The sequence below is a fragment of the Pseudomonas sp. Pseusp49 genome (assembly GCF_059491875.1).
On the sequence record NZ_CP168514.1, the window covers coordinates 2,390,652 to 2,407,313 of the forward strand.

A 16,662-nucleotide genomic window follows, 5' to 3' on the forward strand; every position below is an offset into this window, starting at 1 on the left:
AATGCCCGGCGCGTCGCCGTCACTGTAGGAGCGAGCTTGCTCGCGATGGACTCAAGAGCGCTGCGTTTAGTCAGTAAACACGCGGCATCGTTAACGACCATCGTCGGAACGCCGCCCGGAGCAAGCTCGCTCCTACAGTGACGGCGGCGTGTCGGGCATTTTTGTGTTCGCTGATCGCTCAGGAATGCTTGAACACATTCAGGCCGCGTTGTACCGCCGGCCTGGCTTCGACCGTGTCGAACCAGCGCGATAGTTGTGGCAGCAGCTTCCAGTCCAGCCGGTCACGGAATGCCATGGCGATGGTGAACGCCGAAATGTCGGCCATGGAAAACTGTTCGCCGGCCATGAATTCCCCGGTCAAAAAACTTTCCGAGTAGGTCAGTTGTTCGATCACCCGCAGATCGATGATCGCCGCCGCTTTGTCCTGGCCTGCCTGGTGCAGGAAAAACGCGGCATGGCTGGGGGCGATGACATCGGTCACGAAAAAGAAATAGCGGTCGATCATCCGGGTGCGCACAGGTCCCGGCTGTGCCGGTGCCAACTTTCCGGGGGCAATGGAGTCGGCGTACTGGATGATGGCGTTGGACTGGTTGATGACCAGCGTCGGCGTCGTCCCGTGATCGATCAGGGTCGGCACTTTCCCGGCCGGGTTGAGCGCCAGGAAGTCCGGCCCGCGGTGCTCCTGTGCATACAGGTCGAGCTTGCGTGCCGTGTAGGCGATGCCGGCTTCTTCCAGGGCAATCGCGGCCCGCAGACTGTTGCCAGTGCTGGCGCCGTACAGCTCGATTTGATCGTTCAGAAGTTGCGCCGCCTTGTTAACCGTTATATCTGTTTTATCTTCCATAAATCAGTCACTTATCTGATCTAACTTTTTCACGTGTTTTTTACGCGTGGAACGAGTGAGTGACTGCCAATCTGCCTCGTCCCATGGCAACCCTTCATTTGAGCGTTCGTCAAAGGTGGAGATTAGTCTATGACGGTCAACTGCCGACATTATCTGCCTTGCTGGGGAGAGTCGTTGCAAATGCGCTGCGTCAAGGGCTGCTACCGACCTGGAGCAGTCGGCGAACAGAATAATTGCAAATTAGTGGCTATGCTTGAATTGCTGTCGAAACTGATCAGGCAGTCCGGCAGGCTGCTTGGAAATGACCCGTCGGGATCACTCAGGATCGAATCGACTTTCGCTACGGTGCGGCTGGGCGCTTCGGAGAGTAAAAAAATTCACCATGAAATTCAGCATCGTCAAATGCATTGCTTAGTGTCGAATACTTGGTTGGCGTAGCACTTGAGACGTATAGCTTCTGGTTTCCGAATACCGCTTCTATTGGTCAATTTAGAAGGATTATGTTTGGAGATTGTGAAATGGATTTTTTCGGGAGTAAAAGCGCCGCACAGCACGCCATTCCCAGCCGTTCAAACAAGCCGCGCTCGACCAAATGGCACCGCATGTACTTTTTTCTTGCGGGATTCGACGTGCTGGTTGTTGTGCTGAGCGTGCTATTGAATCACCTGATCGTCGATACCTATCACCGCTCCATCAAGGCAAACCAGTCGTGGGTCCAACAGCTGTCGAGCTATTCAACGCTGGGCAGCCTGGCTTCCACAGTCAATGCGCCGGGCAATAATGTGTTCGATACACATCATGTTGAAGCCGAATCGCGGAACATGAATGAAGCCTTGCGCGCCTTCAACGAGCATTTGGCAATGGCCAAAAAACAGTTGGAAGAACGGATCGCCCATGAGGCTGAACACAGTGCAGATATACAAGCCTTTACCCTTGCATTGAAGGATGAGGTGGGTGCAGTAGATGCCGCGATGGTCGAAATGGTGAACGAGGCCTTGCTGATCTTTTCCTACTTCAGGGAGGGGCAGTCGGATAATGCCGGCAAACGCATGGCAACGATGGACAGGAAGTATGCCCAGTTGCTCGCCTCACTCAGCACCGTGCGCGATCGCGTTGGCCTGATTCAAAGCAGGCTCCTGGAGGAGGAGCTCGAGTCGGTCGAGGAACTGCGCCGGGTCGAATACGCGATCATGGTGTTCGTGCTGTTGATGGTCAGTGCGGCCGTTATCTATGGGGGCAAGATCAGGCGCGAAATGGAATCGCAAGCCGCGGAAAGGGAAGGTTATCTGGCAGTGCTGCGCGAAAGCGAGATGCAGGCCCGCCAGCAAGCATCGCTGCTGGACAAGGCCCAGGACGCGATTGTCGTTCACGGGATGGATAACCGCATCCTGTACTGGAACAAAAGTGCCGAGCGTCTCTACGGTCTGTCAAAGGAAGAGGCACTCGGCAAATCGGCACAGGAGTTGATCTACCAGGGTAGCGCCGCTTTCAATGCGGCCACTAACAGTCTGATAGAAACGGGTGACTGGGCGGACGAAGTTACACTTCGACGCCGGGATGGCCGCACCATCACGCTCGAAAGTCATCGAACCCTGGTGCGAGACGATGATGGCCAGCCGCAATCCGTTCTGTCGATCAATACTGACATCACCCACCGTAAGACCGCCGAGCAAGAGGTTCAGCGTTTGGCTTTCTACGATCAGTTGACCGGGCTGGCCAACAGGCGGCTCATGTTGGACCGGTTACAGCATCTGCTGGCAGGCAGCTCCCGTAGCCTGCATACGAGCGGAATAATTCTCATTGACCTGGATAACTTCAAGGCACTGAACGATACGTTGGGGCATGACAGAGGCGACATGTTGCTGCAGCAAGTTGCTCTGCGCCTTTGCGGCTGCATACGCGAGAGCGACACCGTGGCTCGCCTGGGCGGAGACGAATTCGTCGTCCTGATGGATGGCCTTAATGAGAACCCTCGAGAAGCCGCTATCCAGGCCAAGGCTGTTGGCGAAAAGATTCTCGACGCTCTGAACATTTCCTACCAGTTGGATGGCTATGAGCACCACAGCACCCCCAGCCTCGGCATTGCGCTGTTCCAGGGGCAGCTGAGCACAGTGGACGATATTATGAAGCGCGCTGACCTGGCGATGTATCGAGCCAAGGCGGCGGGCCGCAATACCATGCGCTTCTTCGATCCGGAAATGCAGGCGGTTGCCACGGCACGTGCCAGCCTGGAAGTAGACTTGCGCCAAGGCTTGCAGAACAACGAGTTCCTTCTTCATTACCAGCCGCAGGTGAATAGTGAGGGCCGTATCATTGGCGCAGAAGCCCTGATGAGATGGCAGAATCCTGAGCGCGGAGTCGTGTTTCCAGGCGAGTTCATTCCATTGGCAGAGGAAACGGGGTTGATTCTGCCGCTAGGCCGTTGGGCACTGCAGGCCGCCTGCGCTCAACTGGTTGCCTGGGCAAAGCATTCGGAAACCGCCCGATTGGGTATGGCTGTGAATGTCAGCGCCCGCCAGTTTCACCATCCGGACTTCGTCGAGGAGGTACTGCAAGTACTGAGATGCACGGGGGCCGATCCGAAGAAATTGAAACTGGAACTGACCGAAGGCCTGCTGATAGAGGATATTGAAGGTACTGTCGCCAAAATGATCGAGTTGAAAGAGATCGGCATAGGCCTTTCGCTGGATGACTTCGGAACCGGCTACTCGTCACTGTCATACCTCAAGAGCCTTCCGCTGGATCAACTCAAGATCGACCAGTCCTTCATCAGGGATGTGCTGGTTGATTCCAACGACGCCGCCATCGCCTGCGCGATTGTGAGCCTGAGCCAGATATTGGGGCTTTCGGTGATTGCAGAAGGTGTGGAGACAGAAGCTCAGCGCACCTTTCTGGTCAAGCATGGCTGCCAGACCTATCAGGGCTTCCTGTTTTCTGCGCCACTGCCAGCCGAACAATTTGAGCAATACGTTCACGAAAGATCAATGGCGAGCACTGATTTCCCACGGACGTAGACCAAGTCGCCATAACTTCGCAGGTGCCTGGGAACGTCCGCTTTCGGCTGTGGATTCAACCCACTGCCGACGAGGTCGGCAGGATGAAAATCCGCTGCACCGATATGCAAAAACAGTGATCGTCCATACCCCTGCACGACAAGGCTTATCCCTCCACGAAAACTACTTTCACCGCGTTTGATAATAGCCGGCCGAAATGTTTTAAGAGTTTCACAAGCCAGTCAGTAAACCCTCACCTCGAACAATTCGCATCACTCATCGAGCGCGCCTGTTGTCGCGTTCGTGTTGAGCGCTGTTGCGTGGGCGGCAATCGGGTCCTGCCTGGCGGTGAAACCTTCAAAAACGATAAGAAACACCCAGGAGCACCCTATGTTCAAACGCGCGATTCCCACCGCAGTCCTGTTGGCCACCGGTTCGCTGTGTGCACAGGCGGCCGATTCCGCCGCCCATGGTTTTCTTGAAGACAGCAAGGCCAGCCTGTCGATGCGCACCCTGTACTTCAACAGCGACAATCGCGATGGCGCAGCGGAGCCTTCGAAAACCGAAGAGTCGGCCCAGGGCTTCGTGTTGCGCTATGAGTCCGGGTTTACCCAGGGCACGCTAGGGTTCGGGCTCGATGCCCAGGCGTTGCTCGGTATCACGCTGGACAGCGGAGCGGGGCGCCATGTCGGTAGCGGCATGATTCCTTCCGACGGCGACGGCGCGGCCGACACCTGGAGCAGCTTCGGCCCCACGGCGAAGATGCGCCTGGCCAGGACTGAATTTCGCTACGGCACCTTGCTGCCGAAGTTGCCGATCCTGTTGGCCAACGATGCGCGTGTGTTGCCGCAATCGTTTACCGGTGCGCAGGTCACTTCTAACGACATCGATGGCCTGACGCTGACCAGCGGTGTGCTCGAGCACGCGGTCGGGCGTGCCTCGACCGACCGTACAGGGCTGTCGGTCGCCGGCAGTACCCAGGACAGCAACAAGTTCTACTACGCCGGCGCTGACTACAACCTCAGCAAAAGCCTCAAGACGCAGTATTACTTCGCGCAGCTGGAAGACTTCTACAACCAGAGCTTTCTCGGCCTGACGCACATTCTGTCCATCGACAGCGCCAGCTCACTGACCACCGACCTGCGCTACTTCCGCACCACGTCCAGCGGTGCCAACAGCACAGCCTCCGGCCGTGCGCAAGGTTATCGGGTATCCGGTTACACCGACGACAACGACGGTGAAATCGATAACAGCACCTGGGTGGCGATGCTCACCTATACCCATGGCGGGCATGCGGTGTCGGTGGGGCATCAACGGGTGGGCGACGGCAGCAACTTCGTCCAGCCCAACCAGGGCAGCCTGGTGGACAAAGGGGCGGGCGGCGGCAGTGTCTACCTGCCCACCGACAAGATGATCCAGAACTTTGCCCGCGCCGGAGAGCAGACGAACTTCGGGCAATACACCTACGACTTCGCGCCCATGGGCGTGCCAGGCCTGAAAGCCTCGATCGCGTATCTCAAGGGCACGGACATCAAGGCGCAAAACGCCAGCGATCAGTCCGAATGGGAGCGCGACATGACCCTGGACTACGTGTTGCAGTCGGGCACGTTCAAAGGGGTGGGGTTCACACTGCGCAATGCCAAATCGAACACCGACGCCGGTCGCAATGTGGACCAGAGCCGGTTCATCATCAACTACACCTTGTCATTGCTGTAATCACGCACATCCCCCTGTGGGAGCGGGCTTGCTCGCGAAGGCGTCAGGTCAGTGGACACCTCTGTTGGCTCTGCCGGCCTCTTCGCGAGCAAGCTCGCTCCCACAGAAAAATCGATTCATGGATTGGCCGCCGCACTGTCGCATCGCTGATCAATGCGGACAGGTATTTTGGCCGTTTCGATCTCCTTTTGGCCTGACTCACGCTGTGAACCGGCCACGCCCTCGGCAAGAATCACAACCGGAAACTCCACTTCCTTGCCCTTGGCAATTTTCAAGGCTGCTGCCGTGTACAGAACATAAAAACCATCGAACTCACGCCACACTTGGGGAAATGCTCCATGGACTCAATGAAACGCATACTGGGCGCCACCGTTTGCGGACTGTCGCTGCTGGCCAGCGCGGTGCACGCCGAACAGCACGAATTGCGGGTGTACAACTGGGCGGACTACATCCTGCCGTCCGTACCCAAGGATTTTGCCAGGGACACCGGGATCAAGGTGACCTGGGACACCTTCGACACCAACGAGTCCCTGGAAGCCAAGCTGCTCACCGGCAACTCGGGCTACGACCTGGTGGTGCCCTCGAACCAGTTCATCGAAACCCAGATCAAGGCGGGCGTGTTCCAGAAACTCGACAAGTCCAAGCTGCCGAACTGGTCGCACCAGGACCCGGCGTTGCTCAAGCTGCTGGACAAGAACGACCCGGGCAACCAGTACGGCGTGCCCTACATGTACGGCACCGTGCTGATCGGATTCAACCCGGCCAAGGTCAAGGCGGCGCTGGGCGAGAATGCGCCGGTGGACAGCTGGGACCTGGTGTTCAAGCCCGAGAACATGGAGAAGCTCAAGGCCTGTGGCGTCGCGATGCTCGACTCGCCGTCGGAGATCCTGCCGCTGGCCCTGCATTACCTAGGGCTGGACCCGAACAGCCAGAACCCGGATGACTACGAAAAAGCCAAGGCGCTGATGCTCAAGGTCCGCCCTTACGTTACCTACTTCAACTCCGCCAAGTACATGACCGACATCGCCAACGGCGATATCTGCGTGGCCATCGGTTACTCCGGCAGCTTCTATCAGTTCGGCAACCGCGCCAAAGAGGCGGGTAACGGTGTGGTCGTCGACTGGCGCCTGCCCAAAGAGGGCGCGCCGATCTGGTTCGACACCTTCGCCATCCCGAAAAGCGCGAAGAACGTCGCCGAGGCCCACGAATTCCTCAATAACCTGCTGGACCCGAAAGTCATCGCACCCATCAGCGACTTCCTCGGTTACCCGAATGCCAACAAGGACTCGCTGGCGCTGATCGACAAGGACATCACCGGCAACCCGAACCTGACACCGACCAGTGAGGCATTGAATACGCTGTACGTCGTGCAGCCATTGCCGCAAAAGCTCGAGCGGGTGCGCACGCGGGTGTGGACCAGCATCAAGTCCGATCAGTAACCCCGAGATCCTTGCAGGCGTCGAACACAAATCCTGCGGGCGGCGAACATCCATTGTGGGAGCAACTGTCTTCCCCCTGCCACTCGTCACCGCCATTCGGTGCCGTCCCGCAACATGGCATTCAGCCTAATCAGTAAGACCCGCATGCAGGCGATGAGCGCGACTTTCGCGCTCTTGCCTCGCTCCCGAAGAGCGTCATAACGTGCCTTGAAGTCTGGCTGATGACGGATCACGACCCAGCAAGACATGTAAAGCGCACGTCTGACACGGGCTCTGCCTCCATAGATTTGACGTTTTCCGCTGTGATTGCCGCTGTCGTCGTTGTACGGCGCAATTCCCGCCAAGGCCGCCACTTCACGACGATCAAGCTCTCCCAATTCAGGCAGGTAAACCAGCAAGCTGGCTGTGGCCACCGTACCGATACCTTTAACGGAAATGAGTCGCTCGGCTTTTTCGGCATCCAGTTCATGCATGCTCTGATGGATGGTTTTATCGAGCTGCTTGATCTGCACTTGCAGGTAGTGAACAAGACCTTTGATCGCCTCGATAACAACGGGTAGCTGGACTTGCTGAAGCCGGCGCTTGTTGTCGTCTCGTTGCTGAACAAACTGCTCGCGCAACTGGATCAGCTCGCGCAGCGCTTCACGTTCCGGCGAAATGATCTTGTCGCGGGATGCATGCAGCACTTCAGCGAAGTCCGCCAGCACGGCCGCGTCGATGGGGTCGGTCTTGGCATTCTTGCCCATCGCCACGGCGAAGGCTCTGGCCCGGCGGGGATTGATTCTGAGCACGTTGAAGTCGGCGCCCTGCAGTGCCGCCATGACCTTGCTCTCGTAACCACCGGTGGCCTCCAGCAGAACCCGGCCAACCTCGTACCGGCTCAGGCGCTCAATCAGCTCAACAAAGCCTTCTGACGTATTGGGAAGGTCAAAACCTTCACCCTGAGGTTGAACCCATACAACCAGGTTTGATTTGGAGATATCGATGCCGACCCAGGAAATCATGGCAAAACCCTCTTACACTCAGGAGTGAGAGTGCTCTGGCTTTGCCCACGCTTGTGATTCGAGTGGCGCTCGTCCAACTGTTCGGGCTTATGGGCCAGAGTGGAAAGGTGGATGGCAGCTTGGCTCCCACACGTGCTTTTAGCACCGCGGACTCACAGCTTGCCATCCACCCCTCTCACCTCGAAGTCTATTCCTGGATCTAGACACAAGCGGGCTTGCTCGCGAATGCGGAGTGTCAGTCAAGCATGTGTCGACTGACACTCCGCATTCGCGAGCAAGCCCGCTCCCACAGGTTGTACGGTGCAGGCCTAGCGGAAGAACTCCCCCGGCGTTTCACCAAACTGCTGACGAAACGCCGCAATAAACGCCGACGTCGAGTCATAGCCGCAAGCCAACGCCACGTCGGTCACTCGCTCGCCCTGTTCCAGGGGTGTCAGGGCGCCGAGCAGGCGCAAGCGCTGGCGCCAGGCGCGAAAGGTCAGGCCGGTGTCGCGCAGGAACAGGCGACTGAGGGTTTTCTCGGTGACACCGAATTGCTCGCTCCAGTGACTGAGGGTGGTTTGTTGCTCGGGGTGCGACTCCAGGCTTTGCGCGATTTGCCGCAACCGGCTGTCCTGGGGCAGGGGCAGCATCAGGTCGATCTGCGGGGCCTCAGCCAACTGATCGAGAATCACCTGGGCCAACCGGCCGTGCGCGCCATCCTGGTCGTACTCCACCGGAATCTGACTGAAGGCACGGATCAACTCGCGCAACAGATCACTCACCGCCAACACATGACAGCCCGGTGGCGCCCAGGTCGAGACGCTGCAATCGATGTACAGGCTGCGCATTTCCGTGCGCGGCGAACTGAACACCCGGTGCGGCATGCCCGCTGGAATCCACACCGCACGCTCCGGTGGGGCGACGAAGCGCCCGACGCCGGTCTGGATTTCGAGCACGCCCTGGATCGCATAGGACAACTGCACCCACGGGTGGCTGTGGCGCCGGGTCAGGGCGCGATTGGGCAGCGATTCGGTACGGCCGTAGAGCGGCCTGGGCAGGCTGGAAAGCCCGGGAATACTGCGCCGGATACTTTTGTCATGTCCTTTAGGCGGCATCAGCTGGCTCATCGGCGTTAGTCGGTAATATCCAGTCACGTTAGAGTCGCTTTCACGTACTGGCAACCCCCGGATGATCAACCCATGACGCGCCCCCGTTTGTTACCCGACAACTTCACCCTGACCCTGATCGGCGTGGTCGCGCTCGCCAGCCTGCTGCCTGCCAGCGGCCAGGTCGCGGTCGGTTTTGGCTGGCTGACCAACATCGCCATCGCGCTGCTGTTTTTCCTGCATGGCGCCAAGCTGTCCCGCGAGTCGATCATTGCCGGTGCCGGGCACTGGCGCCTGCATCTGCTGGTGTTCAGCCTGACCTTCGTGCTGTTCCCGCTGCTCGGCCTGGCGCTCAAGCCGCTGCTGTCGCCGCTGATCGGCAACGACCTGTACATGGGCATGCTCTACCTGTGTGCGCTGCCCGCCACGGTGCAGTCGGCGATTGCCTTTACTTCGCTGGCGCGGGGCAATATCCCGGCGGCGATCTGCAGCGCGGCGGCGTCGAGCCTGTTCGGGATTTTCCTCACGCCCTTGCTGGTGACCCTGCTGCTCAATGTGCACGGCGAAGGCAGCTCGACCCTCGACGCCATCCTCAAGATCAGCGTGCAGTTGCTGCTGCCGTTCATTGCCGGGCAGATCGCGCGGCGCTGGATCGGCAACTGGGTGGCGCGCAACAAGAGTTGGCTGAGGTTCGTCGACCAGGGTTCGATTTTGCTGGTGGTCTACGGCGCGTTCAGCGAGGCGGTGATCGAAGGCCTCTGGCACCAGATTCCGTTGCTGGACCTGGTCGGGCTGGTGGTGGCGTGCTGCGTGGTCCTGGCGCTGGTGTTGGTGGCCTCGACCGTATTGGGCAAGGCGTTCGGCTTCAATCAGGAAGACCGCATCACCATTCTGTTCTGCGGCTCGAAGAAAAGCCTGGCGACGGGTGTGCCGATGGCGCAGGTGTTGTTTGCCGGTAGCACCATTGGCGTGTTGATCCTGCCGTTGATGCTGTTCCACCAGATTCAACTGATGGTCTGTGCGGTGCTGGCGCAGCGTTTTGCCAATCGGCCGGAATCGATTCCGGAACTGATGGCTCAGGTCGACCCCTGAAAACCCCGGGAACCTGTAGGAGCCAGCTTGCTGGCGATTGACTGTAGGAGCCAGCCTGCTGGCGATGGACTCCAGTGCGCCGCGTACATCCAGCTAACCCGCGTTATCGTTAACGACCATCGCTGGCAGGCCAGCTCCTACAAAGAACCGCGTTCATCCAGTTCACCCGCGTAATCGTTAACGACCATCGCTGGCAGGCCAGCTCCTACAAAGGACCGCGTTTATCCAGTTCACACGCGTTATCGTTGACGACCATCGCGAGCAAGCTCGCTCCTACAGGAGACCGCGTCTGTAGGAGCGAGCTTGCTAAGCCAGCGCCTGCATTAGCGCTGGTCAGCCGCCAATGGCGGGGTGCGCGGCGGGATCATGCGTTTGCTGCCAGTGGACTCGAACGCCGATGCCAGGTGCAGCAGCGACGAGTCGTCATAGGCGCGCCCGGCAAAGGTCAGGCCGACCGGCATGCCGATGTCCGGCATCACGCCCATCGGCACGGTGACCGTCGGCACGCCGAGGTGACGGATGGCGAGGTTGCCGTTGGCGACCCAAATACCGTTGCTCCAGGCGATATCCGCCGACTGCGGATCGACATCGGCATTCGCCGGCGCTACATCGGCGACCGTCGGGAACAGCACCGCGTCGAGGCCCAGGCGATCCATCCAGTCTTCCAGATCGATCTTGCGGGTCTTTTCCAGTCCGCGCAGGCCATCGGGCACTGTGCTGATCTGGTCCCACGGCGTGATGCCGCGCTCGGCCATGCGCACGTATTCGTCCATGCCGGCGACCAGGTCGCCCTCGCGGTTGGGCAGGGTGCCCGGGTCGTGAGGGAAGATCTGCGGGCCGTCGACATCGGCCAGGCGATTCAATTTCGGATCGCCGTTGGCCTGCAGGAAGTCATCGAACGCCCAGGCGGTCAGGTCCCACAGCTCATGGTGCAGGAATTCCTTGGAGACGATGCCGCGATTGAACACGGTCGGCGCGCCAGGGCGATCGCCTTCGCAATTGGAGACCAGCGGGAAGTCCACGTCGATCACTTGCGCACCGGCGTCTTCGAGGGCCTTGCGCGCCTGTTCCCACAGACCGATCACCGAAGGACGGGTGTTGATGCGCTGGCCGGTCGGGCCACCGATGCCCGGTGCTTCAGAGGTACCGGCTTCAGGGTCGGCATTGATGTACATGCGCGGAATGCCGAACTTCTTGCCCTTGAGCGCTTCGCTGTTCGCCGCCAGTGCGGCATAGGATTGCGGGCGTACCTCGGACGATTTCGGAATGGGCACCCAAGGCTGCAAGCGCCACAGGTCACCGCGGGTATCCGCGTCATCGGCCACCACCACATCGAGCACTTCGAGCAGGTCGGCCATGGTCCGGGCAAACGGCACGACCACGTCCATGGTCGGGGTCAGCGGCCAGTTGCCGCGTACCGAGATCACGCCGCGCGAAGGGGTGTAGGCGCACAAACCGTTGTTCGAGGCCGGGCCGCGACCACTCGACCAGGTTTCTTCCGCCAGACCGAAAGCGGCGAAACTGGCCGCAGTCGCCGTGCCGGCACCGTTCGACGAACCAGAGGCGAAAGGGGCGGTGAGGTAATCAGCGTTGTACGGGCTCTCGGCACGGCCGTAGACGCCGCGCTGCATCCCGCCGTTGGCCATCGGCGGCATGTTGGTCTTGCCCAGGCAGATCGCCCCGGCGGCGCGCAGGCGTTCGATGGTGAACGCATCGCGATAGGCGATCAGGTCCTTGAAGGCCGGGCTGCCGGAAGCGGCGGTGAGGCCCTTGACCAGATAACTGTCCTTGGCGGTGTAAGGGATGCCGTCCAGCGGACCCAGCACCTGGCCCTTGGCGCGACGGGCGTCGGCGGCCTGCGCTTCGGCGAGGGCCTCGGGGTTGCGCACCACCAGCGCGTTCAGTGCCGTGGGCGTCTCGGGGCCGTCATAGGCGTCGATCCGCGCGAGATAGGCCTGGACCAGTTCAACCGAGGTGGTCTGACCGGATTCGAGCGCGGCGCGCAGCTCGGCAATGGAAACTTCGGTAACTTCGATCATGCTGCCACCGCCGCTTGCAGGTGGAGGGTCCCAAACACTTCACTTTTCTCGAAATGGACTTTCATATCGTTATTCTCGTTGCACTGTGTGGCACGACAGGGTCGGGTGTTAAAAATACTGAGCACTATTTAGCATTAAACCGGGATTTTAGGAATCCGTTGTCCAATTTATCTTACAGGCGACAGAAAAAAGGCCACCACAACCCGACGTTGTGGTGGCCCGAGGGTGACGCATTATAGTGGCCCGCGCGCGCAGGCCAATGGATCAGTGAGCGCCGGCAGCCTTGTTCAGGTCGCTTTCGGCCCATTCGGTGTAGACGCAGGCATCCGCAGTGGCCCAGCGCACCCGCACCGGGTCGCCGGCCTTGAGCGGCATGCCGGCGGCGGACAGTGCCTTGACCGTCATCGAGGTGCCGCCGGCAGTGATCACGCTGCAGGTCTGGCTTTCGCCGAGGAACAACACTTCCACGACCTTGGCCGAGACTTCGTTCCAGCCGGCGGCCAGCGGTTCGGCCAGGGCTTGTTCATTGCTCAGGGCCAGGGCTTTTTCCGGGCGTACCATCAGCAGCACGTCCTGGTCGGTTTGCAGGCTGGCGGTGAGTCGGATCGACAGCGGTTGCCCCTCGAAAGTCGCCACCGCATTGCCCTGGGCCTTGAGCTTGAGGAAGTTGGAGTTGCCGAGGAACGAGGCGACAAAGGCGTTCGGCGGATTCTGGTAAAGGTCATAACCGCTGCCCAGGCCAACGATCTTGCCGTGGCTGAAGATCGCGATGCGCTGGGACAGGCGCATGGCTTCTTCCTGATCATGGGTCACGTAGACGATGGTGATGCCCAGGCGCCGATGCAGCTGGCGCAGTTCATCCTGCAAGTCTTCGCGCAGTTTCTTGTCCAGCGCGCCGAGGGGTTCGTCCATCAACAGGATGCGTGGCTCGTAAACCAGTGCGCGGGCGATGGCGACCCGTTGCTGCTGGCCACCAGACAGTTGCGAAGGGCGGCGATGGGCGAATTGCTCAAGCTGTACCAGCTTGAGCATCGCATCGACCCGGCGCTCGCGTTCGGCCGTGGCCAGTTTGCGGATCGCCAGCGGGAAGGCGATGTTGTCGCGCACCGACAGGTGCGGGAACAGCGAGTAGCGCTGGAACACCATGCCGATGTCGCGCTTGTGCGGCGGCACGTTGACCAGCGACTGGCCGTTGACCAGGATCTCGCCGCTGCTCGGCGTTTCGAAGCCGGCGAGCATCGACAGCGTGGTGCTTTTGCCCGAGCCGCTGGAGCCGAGGAAGGTGAGGAATTCACCGTCCTTGATGTCCAGCGAGATGTTGTCCACGGCGGCGAAGTCGCCGTAGTGCTTGTTCAGGTTACGCAGGCTGACCAGGGGTTTGTCATTTTGCTGCGCGGAATCTTTGATCACTGCACTCATGTCGTACTCCTGGCGCTCAAGCGCTGATTTCGTTGCGCCGGCGCAGAGCGGCGGCGATCACCATGACCAAGACCGAGAGGCCGATCAGCAGCGTCGAGGCGACGGCGATCACGGGCGTCAGGTCCTGGCGCAGGGTGGTCCACATTTTCACGGGAAGGGTTTGCAGGGTCGGGCTGGCCATCATCACGCTCAGCACCACTTCATCCCACGAGACGAGGAAGGCGAAGAGGGCGCCGGCGACCATGCCCGGGCGGATCGCCGGGAAGGTCACCTTGAACACCGCTTGCAGGCGCGAGGCGCCGCAGATCACCGCCGCATCCTCGATCGACTGATCGAACAGCTTCAGCGAGTTGATGATCGAGATGATGGTGAACGGCAACGCCACGATCACATGGCTGACCACGAAGGCGAACATGGTCCCGGTGTAGCCCAGTTTCAGGAACAGCGCGTACACCGCCACGGCGATGATCACCAGGGGCACGATCATCGGCAGGGTGAACAGGCCGTAGAGCATTTCCCGGCCGGGGAAGCGGCCGCGCACCAGGGCGAACGCGGTCGGCAGTCCCAGCGCGACGGCGAAGAACGTGGTCAGCACCGCGACCTTGAGACTGGCCATCGCCGCGTTCATCCAGTCGGCGTTGGAGAAGAACTGGCCGTACCATTTCAGCGTCCAGCCCGGCGGCGGGAACACCAGCCATTGCGACGAACCGAACGACAGCAGCACGATGAACACGATCGGCAGCAGCAGGAACAGACCGATCAGCCCGGTGGTGGCATAGAGGCCGAAGCGCATCCGGCGGCTCATGGCATTGGGGGTCAGGAGCATGACGGCTTACCTCGCGTTGCTGGCACCAACCGGGGATTCCGGCTGGAGCTTCAGGTAGAAGTAGAACAGCACCAGCGTGATCACGATCAGCAACGCGGCGCCAGCGCTGGCCAGGCCCCAGTTGAGGAACGACTGCACCTGCTGAATGATGAACTCAGGCAGCATCATGTTCTGCGCACCGCCCAGCAGCGCCGGGGTCACGTAGTAACCGAGGGACATCACGAACACCATCAGGCCACCGGAGAACAGCCCCGGCCGGCACAGCGGCAGGAACACCCGGAAGAAGTTGGTCCAGGGGCTGGCGCCGCAGATCGAACCGGCCTGCAGGATCATCGGGTCGATGGCCTGCATGGTCGCCTGCAACGGCAGTACGATGAACGGGATCATGATGTAGCTCATGCCGATCACCACGCCGGTGAGGTTGTGCACCATCTCCAGCGGTTGATCGATGATGCCCATCGCCATCAGCGCCTTGTTGATCACCCCGGAGGCTTGCAGCAACACCAGCCAGGAGTAGGTGCGGGCGAGCAGGCTGGTCCACATCGACAACAGCACGATGTTGAGGATCCAGCGCCCCCAGCCGCGCGGCACCAGGGTGATCGCCCAGGCCAGCGGGAAGCCCAGCAGCAGGCTGAACAGCGTGACCAGCCCGGCCACCGAGAAGGTGTTGAGCAACACCCGGGCATAGGCCGAGTTGGCGAACAGTTGCTCGTAGTTGCCCAGGCCCGGCACCGGTTCCAGCACGCCGCGCAGCAGCAGGCCAATCAGCGGCGCGAGAAAGAACAGGCCGAGAAACAGCAGGGCGGGGACCAGGTTGCTGGCACCACGCCAACGCTGCTTTAGCGACGGCGAGGGCTGCTTTGCAAGGGTCTGGCCGACTGCCGGGCCGGCAGCGCCGATGGCGCTCCCGGAGGCCGTGGACGGACGAGGCGCGGTTGCCGTCATTTTCATTTGACCAGCCATTCGTTCCACCGTGTCGCAATGGCCGGACCGTTCTTGGCCCAGTATGCGAAATCAAGAGTGATCTGATCCTTTGCGTAGGCCGTCGGCAGGTTCGGGGCCAGCACCGAGTCCAGGCGCGCCACGCTGTCGACGTTGACCGGGGCGTAGGCGGTCAGGTTGGAGAAGTCGGCCTGTCCTTTGGCGCTGCTGGCGTTGGCCAGGAACTTCATCGCCGCATCCTTGTTTTTCGAACCCTTGGGAATGACCAGGATGTCGGCCATCACCAGGTTCTGCTTCCAGCTTACGCCGACCGGGGCGCCGTCTTCCTGCAGGGCATGAATCCGGCCGTTCCAGAACTGGCCCATGCTCGCTTCACCGGAGGCCAGCAGTTGCTGCGACTGCGCGCCGCCGCCCCACCAGACGATGTCTTGCTTGATGGTGTCGAGTTTCTTGAACGCGCGGTCCAGGTCCAGCGGGTAGAGCTTGTCCGCCGCTACACCGTCGGCCAGCAGCGCCAGTTCGAGCACGCCAGGACTCGGCCATTTGTAGAGGGCGCGTTTGCCGGGGTAGGTCTTGGTGTCGAACAGCGCGGACCAGTCCTGAGGCTTGCTGGCACCGAGCTTGCCTTCGTTGTAGCCGAGGACGAAGGAGAAGAAGAACGAGCCGACGCCGTGATCGCTGACGAAGCGCGGGTCGATCTTGTCGCGCTCGATGACTTTGAAATCGAGGGGTTCGAGCAAGCCTTCGGAGGCGGCGCGCAGGGCGAAGTCGGCTTCGACATCGACCACGTCCCATTGCACGTTGCCGCTTTCGACCATGGCCTTGAGCTTGCCGTAGTCGGTCGGGCCATCCTGCACAACGGTGATGCCGCTGGCCTTGCTGAACGGATCGGCCCAGGCCTGCTTCTGCGCATCCTGGGTGCTGCCGCCCCAACTGACGAAGTTGACGCTTTCAGCCGCCAGCAATGCCTGGCTGGTGACGCTCAGCAGTCCCGCAAAAAGAACCGCGGTCGCACGTTTGTTCAACACCATTTTCACGCCCTCATTGTTGTGTTTATGAGCGGGGCTTTCGAGTGCCCGCCTATCGGGAGCAGTAGGTCCGTCGAGTCAGTGCTGACTGTTCGGTCTATGGAATATCATATTATGGTATTCCAAACTTTGTGCAAGCACTTTGCCGTACCGGCTATCAGCCAAAAGTAGTTTTTCAGTGTCGACGCATTCCCCCTGTGGGAGCGGGCTTGCTCGCGAAAGCGGTGCGTCA

13 protein-coding genes are annotated in these 16,662 nt (G+C 60.3%); 4 read left to right on the forward strand and 9 right to left on the reverse strand.

What is annotated here, in order from left to right:
* Window positions 1-178: 178 nt before the first annotated feature.
* On the reverse strand, window positions 179-799 hold the full coding sequence (locus ACEN83_RS10900; RefSeq protein ID WP_495580865.1) for a glutathione S-transferase family protein: 621 nt from the start codon (window positions 797-799) through the stop codon (window positions 179-181).
* Window positions 800-1,362: 563 nt separating this feature from the next.
* On the opposite strand from ACEN83_RS10900, the gene ACEN83_RS10905 reads away from it, so the two are divergent.
* Together ACEN83_RS10905 and ACEN83_RS10910 are read left to right on the forward strand one after the other, a co-directional pair.
* Window positions 1,363-3,858, forward strand: coding sequence for a putative bifunctional diguanylate cyclase/phosphodiesterase (locus tag ACEN83_RS10905; protein ID WP_495580251.1), 2,496 nt, complete (start codon window positions 1,363-1,365; stop codon window positions 3,856-3,858).
* Between the two features lie 369 nt (window positions 3,859-4,227).
* Window positions 4,228-5,553, forward strand: coding sequence for an OprD family porin (locus ACEN83_RS10910; RefSeq protein WP_495580252.1), 1,326 nt, complete (start codon window positions 4,228-4,230; stop codon window positions 5,551-5,553).
* Window positions 5,554-5,669: 116 nt separating this feature from the next.
* Here the strand turns inward: ACEN83_RS10910 and ACEN83_RS10915 are convergent, their stop codons facing one another.
* Window positions 5,670-5,876, reverse strand: coding sequence for a hypothetical protein (locus tag ACEN83_RS10915; protein WP_495580253.1), 207 nt, complete (start codon window positions 5,874-5,876; stop codon window positions 5,670-5,672).
* 15 nt (window positions 5,877-5,891) lie between these two features.
* Here ACEN83_RS10915 and ACEN83_RS10920 point away from each other — a divergent pair, with 15 nt between their 5' ends.
* The gene (locus tag ACEN83_RS10920; protein WP_495580254.1) at window positions 5,892-6,992 is read left to right on the forward strand and encodes a polyamine ABC transporter substrate-binding protein; all 1,101 of its coding nucleotides are present in this window, start codon (window positions 5,892-5,894) and stop codon (window positions 6,990-6,992) included.
* 86 nt (window positions 6,993-7,078) lie between these two features.
* On the opposite strand, the gene ACEN83_RS10925 is transcribed toward ACEN83_RS10920, so the two are convergent.
* Together ACEN83_RS10925 and ACEN83_RS10930 are read right to left on the reverse strand one after the other, a co-directional pair.
* Window positions 7,079-7,996: an IS110 family transposase gene (locus ACEN83_RS10925; protein ID WP_495578386.1), complete on the reverse strand. Its 918-nt coding sequence runs from the start codon at window positions 7,994-7,996 to the stop codon at window positions 7,079-7,081.
* A gap of 308 nt (window positions 7,997-8,304) precedes the next feature.
* Window positions 8,305-9,093: an AraC family transcriptional regulator gene (locus tag ACEN83_RS10930; protein ID WP_218504022.1), complete on the reverse strand. Its 789-nt coding sequence runs from the start codon at window positions 9,091-9,093 to the stop codon at window positions 8,305-8,307.
* An 84-nt stretch (window positions 9,094-9,177) separates the two neighbouring features.
* Here ACEN83_RS10930 and ACEN83_RS10935 point away from each other — a divergent pair, with 84 nt between their 5' ends.
* Window positions 9,178-10,176 (forward strand): bile acid:sodium symporter family protein, encoded by a 999-nt coding sequence (locus tag ACEN83_RS10935; protein ID WP_495580255.1) that lies wholly within the window; start codon window positions 9,178-9,180, stop codon window positions 10,174-10,176.
* Between the two features lie 323 nt (window positions 10,177-10,499).
* Here ACEN83_RS10935 and ACEN83_RS10940 read toward each other — a convergent pair whose 3' ends face one another.
* The 5 genes from ACEN83_RS10940 to ACEN83_RS10960 all read right to left on the reverse strand — a co-directional run bounded on the left by ACEN83_RS10940 (window position 10,500) and on the right by ACEN83_RS10960 (window position 16,433).
* Window positions 10,500-12,215: an amidase gene (locus ACEN83_RS10940; RefSeq protein ID WP_495580256.1), complete on the reverse strand. Its 1,716-nt coding sequence runs from the start codon at window positions 12,213-12,215 to the stop codon at window positions 10,500-10,502.
* A gap of 264 nt (window positions 12,216-12,479) precedes the next feature.
* Window positions 12,480-13,634, reverse strand: a complete 1,155-nt coding sequence (locus ACEN83_RS10945; protein ID WP_104448743.1) for an ABC transporter ATP-binding protein — start codon at window positions 13,632-13,634, stop codon at window positions 12,480-12,482.
* A 16-nt stretch (window positions 13,635-13,650) separates the two neighbouring features.
* Entirely contained in the window at window positions 13,651-14,460 is an 810-nt protein-coding gene (locus ACEN83_RS10950; RefSeq protein WP_007976227.1) for an ABC transporter permease, read from the reverse strand.
* A gap of 6 nt (window positions 14,461-14,466) precedes the next feature.
* A complete protein-coding gene (locus ACEN83_RS10955; RefSeq protein WP_193601733.1) occupies window positions 14,467-15,411 on the reverse strand; it encodes an ABC transporter permease in 945 nt (314 codons plus the stop codon).
* Complete coding sequence (locus ACEN83_RS10960) at window positions 15,408-16,433, reverse strand: ABC transporter substrate-binding protein (protein WP_495580257.1); 1,026 nt, start codon at window positions 16,431-16,433, stop codon at window positions 15,408-15,410. The genes ACEN83_RS10955 and ACEN83_RS10960 overlap by 4 nt, the downstream gene beginning before the upstream one ends.
* Window positions 16,434-16,662: the final 229 nt, after the last annotated feature.

What these genes read in the sequence shown, in the direction of transcription:
- ACEN83_RS10950 (WP_007976227.1), bottom strand. Translation starts at nt 14,460, where the DNA reads ATGCTCCTGACCCCCAATGCCATGAGCCGCCGGATGCGCTTCGGCCTC.
- ACEN83_RS10955 (WP_193601733.1), bottom strand. Translation starts at nt 15,411, where the DNA reads ATGAAAATGACGGCAACCGCGCCTCGTCCGTCCACGGCCTCCGGGAGC.
- ACEN83_RS10940 (WP_495580256.1), bottom strand. Translation starts at nt 12,215, where the DNA reads ATGATCGAAGTTACCGAAGTTTCCATTGCCGAGCTGCGCGCCGCGCTC.
- ACEN83_RS10910 (WP_495580252.1), top strand. Translation starts at nt 4,228, where the DNA reads ATGTTCAAACGCGCGATTCCCACCGCAGTCCTGTTGGCCACCGGTTCG.
- ACEN83_RS10925 (WP_495578386.1), bottom strand. Translation starts at nt 7,996, where the DNA reads ATGATTTCCTGGGTCGGCATCGATATCTCCAAATCAAACCTGGTTGTA.
- ACEN83_RS10920 (WP_495580254.1), top strand. Translation starts at nt 5,892, where the DNA reads ATGGACTCAATGAAACGCATACTGGGCGCCACCGTTTGCGGACTGTCG.
- ACEN83_RS10945 (WP_104448743.1), bottom strand. Translation starts at nt 13,634, where the DNA reads ATGAGTGCAGTGATCAAAGATTCCGCGCAGCAAAATGACAAACCCCTG.
- ACEN83_RS10935 (WP_495580255.1), top strand. Translation starts at nt 9,178, where the DNA reads ATGACGCGCCCCCGTTTGTTACCCGACAACTTCACCCTGACCCTGATC.
- ACEN83_RS10930 (WP_218504022.1), bottom strand. Translation starts at nt 9,093, where the DNA reads ATGCCGCCTAAAGGACATGACAAAAGTATCCGGCGCAGTATTCCCGGG.
- ACEN83_RS10960 (WP_495580257.1), bottom strand. Translation starts at nt 16,433, where the DNA reads ATGGTGTTGAACAAACGTGCGACCGCGGTTCTTTTTGCGGGACTGCTG.
- ACEN83_RS10905 (WP_495580251.1), top strand. Translation starts at nt 1,363, where the DNA reads ATGGATTTTTTCGGGAGTAAAAGCGCCGCACAGCACGCCATTCCCAGC.